The sequence below is a fragment of the Staphylococcus borealis genome, assembly GCF_001224225.1.
Classification (GTDB): domain Bacteria; phylum Bacillota; class Bacilli; order Staphylococcales; family Staphylococcaceae; genus Staphylococcus; species Staphylococcus borealis.
On record NZ_CUEE01000002.1, the window covers coordinates 154,081 to 170,986 of the forward strand.

The window sequence follows — 16,906 nt, forward strand, 5'->3', positions numbered from 1 at the left end:
TTTATACTATATGAGTAATAGCTATGTTGAAGGAGTATGGATATGGACTGTCGAGTAACTCAGTTTAAAGAAAAAGATTTATTTATTTCAAAATTAAAAGAAAGTGACAAGCGATTATTAGCGTTTTATCAGTATGATCCTGTTGCATCATCTAGCTTCACTGCTAGAATGGAACGTCCAAATAATGGTAGAGAACAACAATTAGCACAAATCATTAAAGACCATATGGCAGATTTAAAATTAACGACTTCTCAACTAGAGCACATAGAGGCGCTTGGACAAGGTGCAAAAGTAGTCATCGGTGGTCAACAAGCCGGTCTATTTGGAGGACCTTTATATACGTTCCACAAAATACTTTCAATTGTTACGTTAAGTAATCAACTAACTAAAGCATACGGTGAAACGGTTGTACCAGTATTTTGGATTGCTGGGGAAGATCATGATTTTGATGAAGTCAATCATACGTATGCATATAATGCCAATGAGGCACAATTAAAGAAAGTTAAATATCATACAATGACACCACCAGAAACTAATGTTTCAAGATATACACCTGATAAAGAAGCGCTACTTAATGCATTAAATCTTTTCTTCAAAGAATTAAAAGAAACTAAGCATTCTAAACCTTTATATAACTTATGTGTGGATATTATTAATACGTTTGATACATGGACAGATATCTTTAAAGCTTTATTACATGAAGTCTTTAAAGATTACGGTTTGTTACTCATTGATGCACAAAATAATAACCTAAGACAACTGGAGAAACCATTATTAAAAGAAATTGTAAATCAACACACTAAAATTGATCAGGCATTTAGACAAACACAAGAACAAACTATTGAGGCTGGGTTAACACAAATGATTCAGACTGACACGAATGTTCATTTATTCCTTCATGAAGATGGGATGCGACAATTAATAACAAGAGATGGTGACCATTTTAAATTAAGTAAGTCAGAGAACACTTTCTCAGAAAAGGAACTCATGGAATTGATAGAAGCTGAGCCAGAGCGATTCTCAAACAACGTTGTCACAAGACCAGTCATGGAAGAATGGTTATTCAATACTGTAGCATTCATAGGTGGCCCAAGTGAGATTAAGTATTGGGCAGAATTAAATGGTGTGTTCCAATTACTAGATGTTGAAATGCCTATTGTTTTACCACGTATGAAAATCACTTATATGATGGAAAGAACAGAAAAACTATTGAAACAATACAATTTGAATGTTGAAAAAGTAATTCAAAATGGTATTGATGATGACAAAAATAAATTTGTACGAGAAAAAGCATCCAACACCTTCATTCAACAAGTAGAAGAATTGCAAGCCAAACATGACAATGTATATGAGCAATTATTAAATGAAGTTCAAGGGAACCAAGACAATTTAAATTTAGTTACTAAAAATAGAGACATTCATAATAAACAATTTGATTATTTACTTAAGCGCTATTTATTAAATATTGAACGAGAAAATGATATTAGCATGAGACAATTTAGAGAATTGGATTTCATATTACATCCTCACCACGGACTGCAAGAAAGAATTTGGAATCCACTCCAAATTATGAATGATTTTGGGATTGATGTGTTCAGTCCCTCCACTTATCCACCACTTGAATACACATTTGATCAAATTATTGTAAAACCTTAATAAATCAGGCATTAGCCCTATTTTATCGGAATGATAAAATAGGGTTTTTTTGTATAGAAAAAAGAATTTTAAGATATTTTACAGAATTAGTGGAGGATAGTGGGGATATGTGGTAAATTATAAATAAGGTGAGGTGATAATAATGTTCATGGGAGAATACGAACATCAACTTGATGCTAAAGGACGTATGATAATTCCATCTAAGTTTAGATATGACTTAAACGAACGTTTTATTATCACACGAGGCCTTGATAAATGTTTATTCGGTTACACACTTGAAGAATGGCAACAAATAGAAGATAAAATGAAAACCTTACCTATGACAAAAAAAGACGCACGTAAGTTTATGCGTATGTTCTTCTCAGGTGCGATTGAAGTGGAATTGGATAAGCAAGGGCGTATTAATATTCCTCAAAATTTAAGGAAATACGCTAATTTAACAAAAGAATGTACAGTAATAGGCGTCTCAAATCGAATTGAAATTTGGGATAGAGAAATTTGGAAAGATTTTTATGATGAATCTGAAGAAAGTTTCGAAGATATTGCTGAAGATTTAATAGATTTTGATTTTTAATGGAGGAATAAGTCGTGTTTCATCATATTAGCGTCATGCTCAACGAAACAATAGATTATCTAGACATCAAGGAAGATGGTATTTATGTAGACTGTACGCTTGGTGGCGCGGGTCATGCTCTCTATTTATTAAATCAATTAAACGATGACGGTAGATTAATTGCGATTGATCAAGACACAACAGCATTAGATAATGCTAAAGAAGTATTGAAAGATCATCTACACAAAGTCACGTTCGTACATAGTAATTTTAGAGAATTGACTGACATTTTAAAAAATTTGAACATTGAAAAGGTAGACGGAATTTATTATGACTTAGGCGTTTCGAGTCCACAATTAGATGTTCCAGAGCGAGGATTTAGTTACCATCATGATGCCAAACTGGATATGAGAATGGACCAAACGCAGCAACTTAGCGCATATGAAGTAGTCAATCAATGGCCATATGAAGCGCTTGTTAAGATTTTTTATCGTTATGGAGAAGAAAAATTTTCTAAACAAATAGCGAGACGAATCGAAGCACATCGTGAACATCAGCCTATCGAAACTACATTAGAGCTAGTTGACATCATTAAAGAAGGCATTCCTGCTAAAGCTCGAAGAAAAGGTGGTCATCCTGCAAAACGTGTATTTCAAGCTATACGTATAGCAGTCAATGATGAGTTATCTGCATTCGAGGATTCAATTGAACAAGCGATTGAGCTTGTGAAAGTTGGAGGCAGAATTTCAGTAATCACTTTCCACTCTTTAGAAGACAGATTATGTAAGCAAATGTTCCAAGAGTATGAAAAGGGTCCTGAAGTGCCACGAGGGTTACCAATTATTCCTGAAGCTTACATACCTAAACTTAAAAGAGTAAATCGTAAACCAATAACGGCAACTGACACAGATTTGGATGAAAATAACAGAGCGCGCAGTGCAAAATTACGTGTTGCAGAAATTTTAAAATAAGGAGTAATTGACGATGGCTGTAGAAGAAATATATGAACCATATGAAGACGTTCAGCACAATAGTATACCGAAACAACAACCTCAACCAAAACCACAAACACGAACTGTCACAAAAAAGGTTGTAGTTCAACTCACAAGGTTTGAGAAATACTTATACATAACACTTGTTACTGCAATTGCAGTTATTGCTATCTATATGCTATCTTTAAAAATGGATGCGTATGATACTAATGGAAAAATTGCAGATTTAGATTCTAAAATTGAACAACAATCAAGTGAAAATAGCGCGATTCAATCTGAAATAAAGAAAAGTTCTTCTTACCAACGCATTTACGACAAGGCTAAAGCACAAGGTATGAGCCTAAATAACGACAATGTAAAGGTAGTGCGTACAAATGGCGAAGCGAAAAATTAAAATTAGAAAAAATAAATTAGGAGCAGTCCTCCTTGTTGGTATATTCGGACTGCTCTTTTTTATATTGGTTTTAAGATATGCGTACATAATGATTACAGGTCATTCAGATGGACAGGATTTAGTTATGCGAGCAAATGAAAAGTATCTTGTTCAAACCAATGAACAGGCGGAACGAGGTAAGATCTACGATAGAAACGGTAAAATTCTCGCAGAAGATGTAGAAAGATACAAAGTTGTGGCTGTTGTTGATAAAAGTGCAGGTAAAAGTGGTGATAAACCACGCTATGTTGAAGATAAGAAAAAAACTGCTAAAGCATTATCTAAAATTATAGATATGAAACCTGAAGAAATTGAAAAAAGGCTTAATCAGAAAAAAGCATTCCAAGTAGAATTTGGGCAAAAAGGAACCAATTTAACGTATCAAGATAAACAAAAACTCGAAAAAATGGATTTACCTGGCATCACATTATATCCAGAAACTGAACGATTTTATCCAAATGGTAATTTCGCGTCTCATTTAATTGGGATGGCTCAGAAAAATCCGGATACAGGCGAATTAAAAGGTGCACTTGGTGTAGAAAAAATCTTTGACAGTTATTTAAGTGGTACTAAAGGTGCGTTGTCGTATATTCAAGATATTTGGGGATATATAGCTCCAAATACTAAAAATGAAAAATCACCTAAACGTGGCGACGATGTTCATTTAACGATTGACTCTAATATTCAAGTGTTCGTAGAGGAAGCACTGGATGATATGGTTAAGCGATATCAACCAAAAGATTTATTTGCTGTTGTGATGGATGCACAAACGGGTGAGATTTTAGCTTTTAGTCAACGACCTACGTTTAATCCAGAAACTGGCGAAAACTTTGGGAAAAAATGGGCGAACGACTTATATCAAAATACGTATGAACCTGGTTCAACGTTTAAATCATTCGGTTTAGCAGCAGCTATACAAGAAGGTAAGTTTGATCCTGATAAGAAATATGAGTCTGGACACCGTGATATTATGGGGTCTCGAATTTCTGACTGGAATAGAACTGGTTGGGGAGAAATCCCAATGTCTCTTGGATTCACTTACTCTTCAAATACATTGATGATGCATTTACAAGACCTTGTAGGTGCTGACAAAATGAAATCTTGGTATGAACGATTTGGCTTTGGTAAAAAAACAGGCGGTCTATTTGATGGTGAAGCTGAAGGTCATATTGCCTGGTCAAATGAATTACAACAAAAAACATCAGCATTTGGACAATCTACAACTGTAACGCCAGTACAAATGATTCAGGCACAATCTGCTTTCTTTAATGATGGCAATATGTTGAAACCTTGGTTTGTTGAAAGTATTAACAATCCAGTTTCTAAGAAAACATTCTATCAAGGCAAAAAAGAATTTGCGGGCAAACCCATCACTGCTTCAACTGCAAGTAAAGTAGAAACTGAACTAGATAAAGTAGTTAATAGTAAGAAAAGTCATGCGATGAACTATAGAGTAGACGGCTATGATATTGAAGGTAAAACTGGTACCGCCCAAGTAGCAGATGAAAAAGGCGGCGGTTATGTTAAAGGTGAGAACCCTTACTTTGTAAGTTTCATAGGCGACGCACCTAAGAAAAATCCTAAGGTTATCGTTTATGCTGGAATGAGCTTAGCTCAGAAAAACGACCAAGAAGCCTATGAAATGGGTGTAAGTAAAGCATTTAAACCAATCATGGAAAATACACTTAAATATTTAAATGTAGGTTCTAAAACAGATGAAACAAAATCAGCACAATATTCAAAAGTTCCGAATGTATCAGGACAGTCTACAGATAAAGCGAAAGAAAGTCTGCAATCTGAAGATTTACAAGCAGTAGTTATTGGTAATGGAGATAATGTTAAATCGCAATCGATTAAACCAAACAAAAAACTATTGCCTAACAGTAAAGTGCTTTTATTAACTGATGGTGATATCACAATGCCAAATATGAAGAGTTGGACAAAAGATGATGTGCTTGCCTTCCAAGAATTAACGGGCATTAACGTTACAACAAAAGGTAGTGGTTACGTCACAAAACAATCGGTTACGAGTGGAACAACATTAAAAGATAATAGTAAAGTTGAAATTGAATTATCTACTGAAGACCCTGATGACACGTCGACGAATGCTAGTGCTAATGATTCAACATCAAATGATGCTTCTAATAAAGAACAATCAAGTGATGATTCGTCAGATAAAGACAAATCAAATTCGTCTTCTGACACTAGTGGGGAAGACAACAAAGAAGATTCATCTCGTTCATCTGGCCAAGACGAGTAGTCCAGTACGACACACGATGCTAATGAGTAATCAGATCTTGTCTTGAAAAGGTAGATGATGAGGTACAGGTATTGGATGAACACTGATGTTTTTATAAATTACATATCATCAAAGTGTTTCATTCAATACTGTACTCATATTTAAATGAATTTACTTACAAATATTGATAAAATAAATAAGATATTATAACGAAGTTAACTCAGAGTACAACGTTTAAAAATTAAATATATAAAGGAGACCATTATGCTTTTTATACTCGCGTTTATCGCACTACTAATTACTTTTATTTTAGTACCAATATTAATCCCGACACTTAAGCGAATGAAATTTGGACAAAGTATTCGTGAAGAAGGTCCGCAAAGTCACATGAAGAAGACAGGAACACCTACAATGGGTGGTTTGACTTTTTTAATTAGTATTATCATTACATCAATTATTGCAATTTTCTTTGTAGATAATTCAAATCCAATCATATTATTATTATTTGTAACAATTGGTTTTGGTTTGATTGGCTTTATCGATGATTACATCATCGTAGTTAAGAAAAACAATCAAGGTTTAACAAGCAAACAGAAATTTTTAGCACAAATCGCTATTGCAATAGTATTCTTCGTACTTAGTGACGTATTTCATCTTATAGCGTTTTCAACTGATTTAAATATACCTTTTACAAATATTAGCATTCCATTATCATTTGCTTATGTTATTTTTATCGTATTTTGGCAAGTTGGATTCTCAAATGCTGTGAATTTAACAGATGGTTTAGATGGCTTAGCAACAGGACTATCAATCATTGGCTTTACAATGTATGCCATTATGAGCTTTGTTTTAGATTCACCAGCAATTGGTGCATTTTGTATCATAATGATTTTTGCTTTATTAGGATTTCTTCCATATAACCTTAATCCTGCAAAAGTATTTATGGGTGATACAGGTAGTTTAGCTTTGGGTGGTATTTTTGCTACAATCTCAATTATGTTAAATCAAGAATTATCATTATTACTAGTTGGATTAGTATTTGTAATCGAAACAGCTTCAGTTATGTTACAAGTTGCTTCTTACAAACTTACAAAAAAACGTATCTTTAAAATGAGCCCAATCCATCATCACTTTGAATTAAGTGGTTGGGGAGAATGGAAAGTTGTAACAGTATTTTGGACAGTTGGTTTAATTTCAGGATTAATCGGATTATGGATAGGAGTGCATTAGCATGCTCGATTATAAAGGATTAGAAAATAAAGATGTCCTTGTGGTAGGATTAGCAAAAAGCGGATATGAAGCGGCTAAGTTACTAATTAAACTAGGTGCAAATGTAACAGTCAATGATGGCAAAGATTTATCTCAAGATCCACATGCCAAGGATTTAGAAGCATTAGGTGTTAAAATTGTTGATGGTGGGCATCCTTTATCGTTACTTGATAATAATCCTATTATTGTCAAGAACCCTGGTATCCCATACACTGTTTCTATTATTAAAGAGGCTTATCAACGTCATTTAAAGATTTTAACTGAGGTCGAATTAAGCTATTTAATATCTGAAGCACCTATTATTGCGGTTACTGGTACCAATGGTAAAACAACTACCACTTCTTTAATAGGGGATATGTTCAAGAAAAGTAGATTGACTGGTCGTTTATCTGGAAATATAGGTTATGTGGCATCTAAAGTAGCACAAGAAACGTCACCAGATGAATTTCTCATAACTGAATTGTCATCTTTTCAATTATTAGGTGTAGAACAATATCGTCCGCATATTGCAATTATTACAAACATATATTCAGCGCATCTTGATTATCACGAAACGCTTGAAAATTATCAAAATGCTAAGAAACAAATCTATAAAAATCAAACTGAAGATGATTATTTAATATGTAATTATCATCAAAGACAATTAATTGAGTCAGAGAATTTAAAAGCTAAGACACTGTACTTCTCTACACATCAGGAAGTTGACGGTATTTACATTAAAGATGGCTTTATTATCTATAAGGGCATAAGAATCATCAATATAGATGATTTAGTTCTACCAGGTGAGCACAATTTAGAGAATATTCTCGCTGCAGTATTGGCCTCTATTCTAGCTGGTGTCCCAATAAAGGCCATCGTTGATAGTTTAACGACATTCTCCGGTATAGATCATAGATTGCAATATATTGGCGCTAATCGCACGAATAAATATTATAATGATTCTAAAGCTACGAATACATTAGCAACACAGTTTGCATTAAATTCCTTTAAACAACCTATAGTATGGTTATGTGGTGGTTTAGATCGTGGGAATGAATTTGATGAATTAATCCCTTATATGAAAAATGTTCGTGTTATGGTTGTTTTTGGTCAAACGCAAGAAAAATTTGCTAAACTTGGCAATAGTCAAGGCAAAATCGTCGTCAAAGCTACAGATATTGAAGATGCAGTCAAAAAAGTACAAGATGTAGTTGAACCGAATGATGTTGTCTTATTATCTCCAGCTTGTGCAAGTTGGGATCAATATAATACATTTGAAGAACGTGGAGAAAGATTTATAGAGAGCTTCCGTGCCCACTTACCATCTTATTAAAGGTTGTGAAATCAAGTGAAAGATAAACGACGTAAACATAATAAGGTGAGCTCGATTCAAAGTCTTATCGAAAAGAGAAATCGAGAACTAAATAATGAAGACCACCTTTCAAATCATGTAAATAATAATAACTTACCCACTGATGATGACCAATTGTACAAAATAAAAAAGCAAACCGATGAATCAAATCAAGAACAAGAAAATGAGAACAATTCAGAAGACAAACAGAAAACGGAAAGCCAAATCAAGGACTCTGAATCATTAGAACAAAATGCATTTAGTGATCCATCGCATAAAAGCATAGAAAAAAAAGCAAAGAATGATCATCGTCATGATAGTGAAAAACTAGAAAAAAGGCGTACGCTTTCTACTCAGTCAGAAAAACCTACGTACAAATTTACAGTCAAAGATAGGTTGAAAGAATTTAACGATAATCGTAAGAGACGAAAGCGTGAAAAGGATGCTCGATTCGATCATTTATCACCTCAAGAAAGAAAAGAACAACTAAGAATTCAGCGAAGGAAACGTCAAAAAAGAGTTCAGTATATTATCCTAACCGTTTTAATACTGTTAATTATCTTATTTTTACTTTATATGTTTACACCACTAAGTAGAATTTCAAATATTAAAATTAGTGGAAATAACAACGTAACCGATAGTCAAGTTAAAAAAGCTTTAGATGTTAAAGACAATTCAAGAATGTATACGTATAGTAAACGTAAAGGGATTCAAAATCTGAAGAAAAACGATTTAATCAAAGACGTTAAAATTAAAAAACAATTACCTAATACATTGAAAGTACAAATAACTGAAAATCAAGTTGTGGGTGTTGTCAAAGAGAAAAATAAATACGTGCCAATCATTGAAGGCAACGAAGAATTGAAAAATTTTGATGGTAATATTGCCGGCAGCGGTCCAATTATAGATGGATTTAAAGGTAAAGAAAAAGATAACATGATTAAAGCGTTGTCCAAGATGTCTCCAGAAGTTAGAGATATGATTTCAGAAGTGAGTTACGCACCCAAACAAAATAGTCCTAATCGAATTCTTTTATATATGCAAGATGATATGCAAGTAGTAGGTAATATCAAAACAATTGCTAATAAAATTAAATATTACCCTCAAATGTCTCAATCTTTAGCGAAAGATGATTCAGGAAATCTAAAAACACAAGGATATATAGATTTATCTGTAGGTGCATCATTTATCCCGTATAATGAAAATAGTAGCGGAGATTCTAAATCTGATCAAAATGTTCTTCAAAAATCACAACAAGAAACAGATGCAAAAGATGAGTTACAAAGTGCTTTAAATAAAATTAACGAACAATCAGGTTCAAATAATTAAAAAATTTCGATATTAATATGTGTTTATAGTTCACAAGCCTTTCGACGTATTGTAAACTAAACATAGTGTATTTTAATAGTAATTTGTCAGGAGGTGCCTATCTATGGAGGAACATTACTATGTAAGCATAGATATTGGTTCATCAAGTGTAAAAACAATAGTAGGCGAGAAATTTCACAATGGTATCAATGTGATAGGTACAGGACAAACCTACACTAGCGGTATTAAGAATGGATTAATTGATGATTTTGACATTGCTAAACAAGCAGTTAAAGATACAATTAAAAAAGCTTCTATCGCATCAGGTGTAGACATTAAAGAAGTTTTCTTAAAATTACCTATCATAGGTACAGAAGTATACGATGAAGCAAATGAAATTGATTTTTATGAAGATACTGAAATAAACGGCACACATATTGAAGAAGTGCTAGAAGGTATTCGTCAAAAAAATGATGTAGCGGATACTGATGTCATTGATGTTTTCCCGATTCGTTTTATAGTAGATGGGGATAACGAAGTATCAGACCCTAAAGAATTAATTGCTAGACACTCATTAAGAGTTGAAGCTGGGGTTATTGCAATTCACAAATCTATTTTAATCAACATGATTAAATGTGTAGAATCATGTGGTGTAGACGTTTTAGATGTTTATTCAGATGCATATAACTATGGTTCAATTCTTACTGCCACTGAAAAAGAATTAGGCGCGTGTGTTATTGACATTGGTGAAGATTTAACACAAATAGCCTTTTATGAACGTGGCGAATTAGTAGATGCTGATTCAATTGAATTAGCAGGGCGCGATATTACTGATGATATTGCTGAAGAATTAAATACTACATATGAAACAGCTGAAAAGATTAAACATCAGTATGGTCATGCTTTTGCTAATTCAGCATCAGAACAAGATGTATTCAGCGTTGACCAAGTAGATAGTGATGAATTAGTAGAATATACTCAAAAAGACTTAAGTGCAGTAATTGAGAGAACAATGCAAGATATCTTTAATGAGGTATTTGATGTATTAGTTGACTTAGGTCTAACACGAGTAAACGGTGGTTTCATTGTAACAGGTGGTTCTTCAAACTTATTAGGCGTTAAAGAATTACTCAATACGATGGTAAATGAAAAAATCAGAATTCATACACCATCACAAATGGGTATCAGAAAACCAGAATTCACATCAGCGATTTCTACTATATCTAGTAGCATCACTTTTGATGAACTGCTAGATTATGTTACAATGAGTTATCAAGATAATGATGAATTTGAAGAAGAAGTTATTGAAGATAACGAAAAAGAACATACTTCTAAATCTGGTGGATTTGACTGGTTTAAACGTAAGTCAAATAAAAATGAAGATACTTATGAAGAAGACTACAACGAACCACATGAAAGAGCAGAAAAAGTAGACAATGATGATAAGTATGAAAGCCATGAAACTCATCACGATACGACAGAACATTATGATGATGATCAAGAAAAACCTCAAAAAGAAGAGGGTAAATTTAAAAAACTTATGAAATCTCTATTTGAATGATGGGCCATTAAGACTAGGAGGAAATATAAATGTTAGAATTTGAACAAGGATTTAATCATTTAGCGACATTAAAAGTCATCGGTGTAGGTGGTGGCGGTAACAACGCTGTTAACCGTATGATCGACCATGGTATGAATAATGTGGAATTTATTGCAATTAACACAGATGGACAAGCTTTAAACTTATCTAAAGCAGAATCTAAAATCCAAATTGGTGAGAAATTAACACGTGGACTTGGTGCAGGTGCTAACCCAGAAATTGGTAAAAAAGCAGCTGAAGAATCTCGTGAACAAATTGAAGATGCTATCCAAGGTGCAGATATGGTATTCGTAACTGCTGGTATGGGTGGCGGTACTGGTACAGGTGCTGCACCAGTAGTAGCTAAGATTGCTAAAGAAATGGGAGCATTAACTGTAGGTGTTGTAACGCGTCCATTCGGATTTGAAGGACGTAAACGTTCAACACAAGCAGCTGCTGGTGTTGAAGCTATGAAAGCAGCTGTAGATACATTAATCGTTATCCCTAACGACCGTTTATTAGACATCGTTGACAAATCAACACCTATGATGGAAGCATTTAAAGAAGCAGATAACGTATTACGCCAAGGTGTTCAAGGTATCTCTGACTTAATTGCTGTATCAGGTGAAGTAAACTTAGACTTTGCTGACGTTAAGACAATCATGTCTAACCAAGGTTCAGCATTAATGGGTATTGGTGTATCTTCTGGTGAAAACAGAGCAGTTGAAGCAGCTAAAAAAGCTATTTCATCACCATTACTTGAAACTTCAATCGTTGGTGCTCAAGGTGTGTTAATGAACATCACTGGTGGAGAATCACTTTCATTATTCGAAGCGCAAGAAGCAGCTGACATCGTACAAGATGCAGCAGATGAAGATGTGAATATGATCTTTGGTACAGTTATCAATCCTGAATTACAAGATGAAATCGTAGTTACTGTAATTGCAACAGGCTTTGAAGATAAACCAACTTCACAAGGACGTAAAGCTTCAAGCACAGGTTTCGGATCAAGTGCAACTTCAGGTACGTCATCTCAAGCAAGTACACCTAGAGAAGAATCATTCTCTCAAAGTTCATCAAGCACGCGTTCTTCTGAAAGCGTATCTGAAAGAAGTCATACTACTAAAGATGACGACATTCCTAGCTTCATCAGAAATAGAGAAGAAAGACGTTCTAGAAGAACTAGACGTTAATTCAAATAAGTTTAGACTATATTTCGTTGTATGATTAAGTGTGTTTATCGTCTTAATCATTCCTAAAAGGGAGTAGAACGACGAATTCACTTGTGGATTCATGTTCGCTCCCTTTTTATTTACTTTCAAGTAAAGTGAAGATTGTTATATAATATAATTATATTCAATTTTAGAGTAAGGCTTTTTAAATCGATAAATATAAAACATTAAATTAAGGTGGTTTGATTTCGTGTCAGAGAAGTTTGTGAAGTATCCCCATTACTTAAATTATGAATCTAAAGACTTGATGCGTGTAAATTTGGGATTCACTACAAGAGAGGGTGGCTATAGCCTATATCCTGAAGCGTCATTTAATATGGCCAGATATGTGGATGATGAACCTGAAAATATTACGAAACATCAAGAAATATTGGCGGATGCAATTGGATTTGAAAGCGCGCATTGGGTATTCCCGATTCAAACACATGAAAATCGTGTGATTGAGATTACACAAAGTCATCGTGGGACTAACATTGATAGTTTAACAGATGAACTATATGGTATCGACGGGATGTATACATATGAATCTGATACGTTATTAACTATGTGTTATGCAGACTGTGTACCCGTTTACTTTTACAGTGAGAAACACCACTATATAGGTTTAGCACATGCAGGATGGCGAGGTACTTATGGCCAAATCGTTAATGAAATGTTAAAACAAATTGATTTTGATCTAAAAGATTTAAATATAGTGATAGGACCATCGACATCAACGACGTATGAAATTAATGATGATATTAAATCGAAGTTTGAAACGTTACCAATTAATGTAGAGTCATATATTGAGACACGTGGAGAAAATAGACATGGCATTGACTTAAAGCGTGCTAATGCATTATTACTTCATCATTATGGTGTGCCAATGGACAATATATATATTACTGATTATGCTACATCAGAAGATTTGTCTCTTTTCTTTTCATATCGCATTGAAAAGGGCCAAACAGGAAGAATGTTGGCATTTATAGGACAAAAATAAGCTGTTTAAAGTATTGATTGTCGTAATACAATAGATATGTGAAAGTCAATATTAATAATCATTGTACTTAACAAATGTTGAAGAGGTTGGGTAGAATATGGACGTAAAAGATAATTTAAAAAATATTGAAAGTGAAATTCAAGCACACTTTGAAAATAGTGAAGCAAGTTCCTTGCCAAACGTGATTGCAGTGACAAAATATGTTACAATAGACCGTGCTAAAGAAGCTTATGATGCTGGGCTAAGACATTTTGGTGAAAACAGATTAGAAGGCTTTTTAGAGAAGAAATCTGCGTTACCTGACGATGTTACGATGCATTTTATAGGTTCTTTACAATCTAGAAAAGTAAAAGAAGTAATTAACGACATTGATTACCTGCATGCATTAGATCGACTTAGTCTAGCTAAGGAAATTAATAAACGAGCTGATCATGAGATTGCCTGCTTCGTACAAGTTAATGTCTCAGGTGAAGAATCTAAACATGGTATTGCTTTGAATGAAGTTAATCACTTCATAGAACAAATGAAACAATATGACAACATTAAAATTGTCGGATTAATGACTATGGCACCCTATACAGATGATACAGCTTATATTCGTCAGTTATTTAAACAATTACGATTAAAACGAGATGAAATTAAAAACCTTAAATTAGATTATGCACCATGTGATTATTTATCTATGGGAATGAGTAATGACTATGCAATTGCTGTAGAAGAAGGTGCCTCATTTATAAGAATAGGGACTAAACTTGTTGGAGAATAGGAGTGAGCCCCGTGGCTATTAAAGATTTATTTAATAATTTTTTTCTAATGGATGATGAAGAGGAAGTAGAAAGCCCTGAAGAGCGACAACGTCGTGTAGTTCAGAATGAAGAAACAGAAACAAATCATGTTCAGCAGAATCAACCACAACAATCTGAACGTTCATATAGCAATCAAAGTAAATTAAAGAGCGTACCGCAAAAGAAAACATCAAGAAATTATAACTCAGAAGAAAGGAATGTGCGTATGAATCAACCACCATCAAAGTCAAACAGTAAAAATGTTGTGACGATGAATCAATCGTCACAAAGCTACAGTGGCAATGAAAGTTCAAAAATGTGCTTATTTGAGCCACGTGTATTTTCTGATACGCAAGATATCGCTGATGAATTAAAAAACCGTCGCGCTACATTAGTTAATTTACAACGCATTGACAAAATTTCAGCTAAACGTATTATTGATTTCTTAAGTGGTACAGTTTATGCGATTGGTGGGGATATTCAACGTGTAGGTACTGACATATTCCTTTGTACACCTGATAACGTGGAAGTTGCGGGAAGTATCACAGACCACATTGAACAAATGGAAACGCAGCACTACGAATAAGGAGACATTATATGGATGTAGGTTTATTAGCTACTATTTTTAATTTTATAATATTTCTAGTACAAATATATTATTTTGGAATGATTATATATTTCTTTACATCTTGGGTACCAAGTGTTAGAGAATCTAAATTAGGCCAAATACTAGGTAAATTATATGAACCATTTTTAGAACCATTTAGAAAGATTATCCCACCAATTGGAATGATTGACATTTCTTCACTTGTAGCTTTGTTTGTACTTGTATTATTCCAAGCTGGGTTAAGAAGTATTTTTGATATGATACTTATTTATTTAGTGTAATAATTAATGAAGTTAAAGAGGCTGAGACAATACAAATGTTTGTTTCAACCTCTTTTATCATTTGAATTAGATATAAGAGAGGTGTAACAGTAATCGATATTTATCAACATTTTAGAGATGAAGAGCAAGTGCTAATCGATCAATTAATAGATAAGTGTGATCAGGTCGAACAGCAGTATGCACCTATTTTGACAAACTTTCTTGATCCGAGAGGGCAATATATTCTTGAAGTTATCACAGGCAGTTATGAAGATATGCATGTGACATTTTTTGGTGGAAATAACGCTGAAAGAAGAAGAGGAATAATAGCACCGAGTTATTTTGATCCGGAGGAAGACGATTTTGAAGAAGTATTAATTCAGATTAATTACCCTGAAAAGTTTGTTCATCTTCAACACCAGCATGTGTTAGGCACACTCATGTCACTAGGAATTGAAAGAGAACAAGTCGGAGATATCATTGTAGGAGAACGTATTCAATTTGTTTTGACAAAGCAACTAGAATCATATATTATGTTGGAATTAACAAAGATAAAAGGTGCTACAGTTAAACTTAATTCTATTCCATTTAAAGATATGATACAATCAGTAGAGAATTGGAAAATTCAAGGAAGTACTGTAAGCGCATTGAGATTAGATGTCGTCGTAAAAGAAATGATTCACAAATCTAGATCAATTGCGAAACAATTAATTGAAAAGAAACGTGTCAAAGTAAATCATACTATTATTGATTCACCAGATTTTCAAATACAAAACAATGATTTATTATCTATTCAAGGATTTGGAAGAGCCCAAATTACTGATATAGGTGGTAGAACTAAAAAAGACAAAATACACATTAATTATCGAACATTGTTTAAGTAATAAATAGAAGTCAATTTAAAATTGATTTAAGGAGGATGTAGGATGCCTTTTACACCTAGTGAAATAAAAAATAAAGAATTTACAAAAGTGAAAAATGGTCTTGAACCAGCTGAAGTAAGTGATTATTTAAATCAATTAAGTCATGAAATTGAACGATTAAAAGATGAAAAAAAACAACTTGAAAAAGTAATTGAAGAGAGAGATACTAATATTAAATCTTATCAACAAGTACATCAATCAGTTAGCGATGCACTTGTTCAAGCACAACAAGCTGGTGAAGAAACAAAACAAGCAGCAAATAAAGAAGCGGAAGCTGTGATTAGTAAAGCACAGGCACAAGCAGACTTAATCGTAAATGATGCTATTGAGAAAGCGCGTCATTTATCATTCCAAACGGAAGATATGAAACGTCAATCTAAAATCTTTAGATCTCGTTTCCGTATGTTAGTGGAAGCTCAATTAGATTTACTTAAAAATGATGATTGGGATTATTTACTAAACTACGATATCGATGCAGAACAAGTTACGCAAGAAAATTTTCAACATTTAAATAGTCAAGATATTACACCTGAGGAACAACTTAACGCTCAGGCTCAGCAATCTGAAAGTACGGTTACGAGCGAAAGTGATAGCCAATCAACCGATTCACTAAGTACAAGCGACGCTACTAGTACAAGTGAACCTGTTGCTTCAGAGGCAAGTGTGAGTCAAAGCGAATCAACATCAAATACAAATAAATAAATGTTATCAAATAAGACAGACACGTAGGAGATAATCAACTTTTTACAGCGAATTAG

At 33.6% G+C, this 16,906-nt stretch carries 16 protein-coding genes; all 16 read left to right on the forward strand.

The features are described from left to right. Window positions 1-42: 42 nt before the first annotated feature. Entirely contained in the window at window positions 43-1,656 is a 1,614-nt protein-coding gene (bshC, locus tag AK212_RS03445; protein WP_053029182.1) for a bacillithiol biosynthesis cysteine-adding enzyme BshC, read from the forward strand. 142 nt (window positions 1,657-1,798) lie between these two features. After that, on the forward strand, window positions 1,799-2,230 hold the full coding sequence (mraZ, locus tag AK212_RS03450; RefSeq protein ID WP_053029183.1) for a division/cell wall cluster transcriptional repressor MraZ: 432 nt from the start codon (window positions 1,799-1,801) through the stop codon (window positions 2,228-2,230). A 14-nt stretch (window positions 2,231-2,244) separates the two neighbouring features. Next, window positions 2,245-3,180 carry a 16S rRNA (cytosine(1402)-N(4))-methyltransferase RsmH gene (gene rsmH / locus AK212_RS03455; RefSeq protein WP_053029184.1) on the forward strand — a complete coding sequence of 312 codons (936 nt, stop codon included), beginning with the start codon at window positions 2,245-2,247 and terminating at the stop codon, window positions 3,178-3,180. Window positions 3,181-3,193: 13 nt separating this feature from the next. Next, window positions 3,194-3,595, forward strand: a complete 402-nt coding sequence (ftsL, locus tag AK212_RS03460; protein WP_053029185.1) for a cell division protein FtsL — start codon at window positions 3,194-3,196, stop codon at window positions 3,593-3,595. Further along, window positions 3,576-5,894: a penicillin-binding protein gene (locus tag AK212_RS03465; RefSeq protein ID WP_053029186.1), complete on the forward strand. Its 2,319-nt coding sequence runs from the start codon at window positions 3,576-3,578 to the stop codon at window positions 5,892-5,894. The genes ftsL and AK212_RS03465 overlap by 20 nt, the downstream gene beginning before the upstream one ends. Window positions 5,895-6,137: 243 nt before the next feature. Continuing rightward, a complete protein-coding gene (mraY, locus tag AK212_RS03470) occupies window positions 6,138-7,103 on the forward strand; it encodes a phospho-N-acetylmuramoyl-pentapeptide-transferase (protein ID WP_053029187.1) in 966 nt (321 codons plus the stop codon). 1 nt (window position 7,104) lies between these two features. Next, on the forward strand, window positions 7,105-8,454 hold the full coding sequence (gene murD, locus AK212_RS03475; protein ID WP_053029188.1) for a UDP-N-acetylmuramoyl-L-alanine--D-glutamate ligase: 1,350 nt from the start codon (window positions 7,105-7,107) through the stop codon (window positions 8,452-8,454). A gap of 15 nt (window positions 8,455-8,469) precedes the next feature. After that, window positions 8,470-9,801 (forward strand): cell division protein FtsQ/DivIB, encoded by a 1,332-nt coding sequence (locus tag AK212_RS03480; protein WP_053029189.1) that lies wholly within the window; start codon window positions 8,470-8,472, stop codon window positions 9,799-9,801. Between the two features lie 103 nt (window positions 9,802-9,904). Continuing rightward, window positions 9,905-11,341: a cell division protein FtsA gene (ftsA, locus tag AK212_RS03485; RefSeq protein ID WP_053029190.1), complete on the forward strand. Its 1,437-nt coding sequence runs from the start codon at window positions 9,905-9,907 to the stop codon at window positions 11,339-11,341. A gap of 29 nt (window positions 11,342-11,370) precedes the next feature. Then, window positions 11,371-12,552: a cell division protein FtsZ gene (gene ftsZ, locus AK212_RS03490; protein ID WP_053029191.1), complete on the forward strand. Its 1,182-nt coding sequence runs from the start codon at window positions 11,371-11,373 to the stop codon at window positions 12,550-12,552. 229 nt (window positions 12,553-12,781) lie between these two features. Continuing rightward, complete coding sequence (pgeF, locus tag AK212_RS03495; RefSeq protein WP_053029192.1) at window positions 12,782-13,573, forward strand: peptidoglycan editing factor PgeF; 792 nt, start codon at window positions 12,782-12,784, stop codon at window positions 13,571-13,573. Between the two features lie 97 nt (window positions 13,574-13,670). Further along, window positions 13,671-14,339, forward strand: a complete 669-nt coding sequence (locus tag AK212_RS03500) for a YggS family pyridoxal phosphate-dependent enzyme (RefSeq protein WP_053029193.1) — start codon at window positions 13,671-13,673, stop codon at window positions 14,337-14,339. Window positions 14,340-14,350: 11 nt separating this feature from the next. Beyond that, complete coding sequence (locus AK212_RS03505) at window positions 14,351-14,944, forward strand: cell division protein SepF (protein WP_053029194.1); 594 nt, start codon at window positions 14,351-14,353, stop codon at window positions 14,942-14,944. Window positions 14,945-14,955: 11 nt separating this feature from the next. Beyond that, entirely contained in the window at window positions 14,956-15,246 is a 291-nt protein-coding gene (locus AK212_RS03510; RefSeq protein ID WP_053029195.1) for a YggT family protein, read from the forward strand. 65 nt (window positions 15,247-15,311) lie between these two features. Further along, a complete protein-coding gene (locus AK212_RS03515; RefSeq protein ID WP_080365517.1) occupies window positions 15,312-16,109 on the forward strand; it encodes a YlmH family RNA-binding protein in 798 nt (265 codons plus the stop codon). 42 nt (window positions 16,110-16,151) lie between these two features. Continuing rightward, window positions 16,152-16,850 carry a DivIVA domain-containing protein gene (locus tag AK212_RS03520; RefSeq protein WP_053029197.1) on the forward strand — a complete coding sequence of 233 codons (699 nt, stop codon included), beginning with the start codon at window positions 16,152-16,154 and terminating at the stop codon, window positions 16,848-16,850. The last annotated feature ends 56 nt before the right edge of the window (window positions 16,851-16,906 follow it).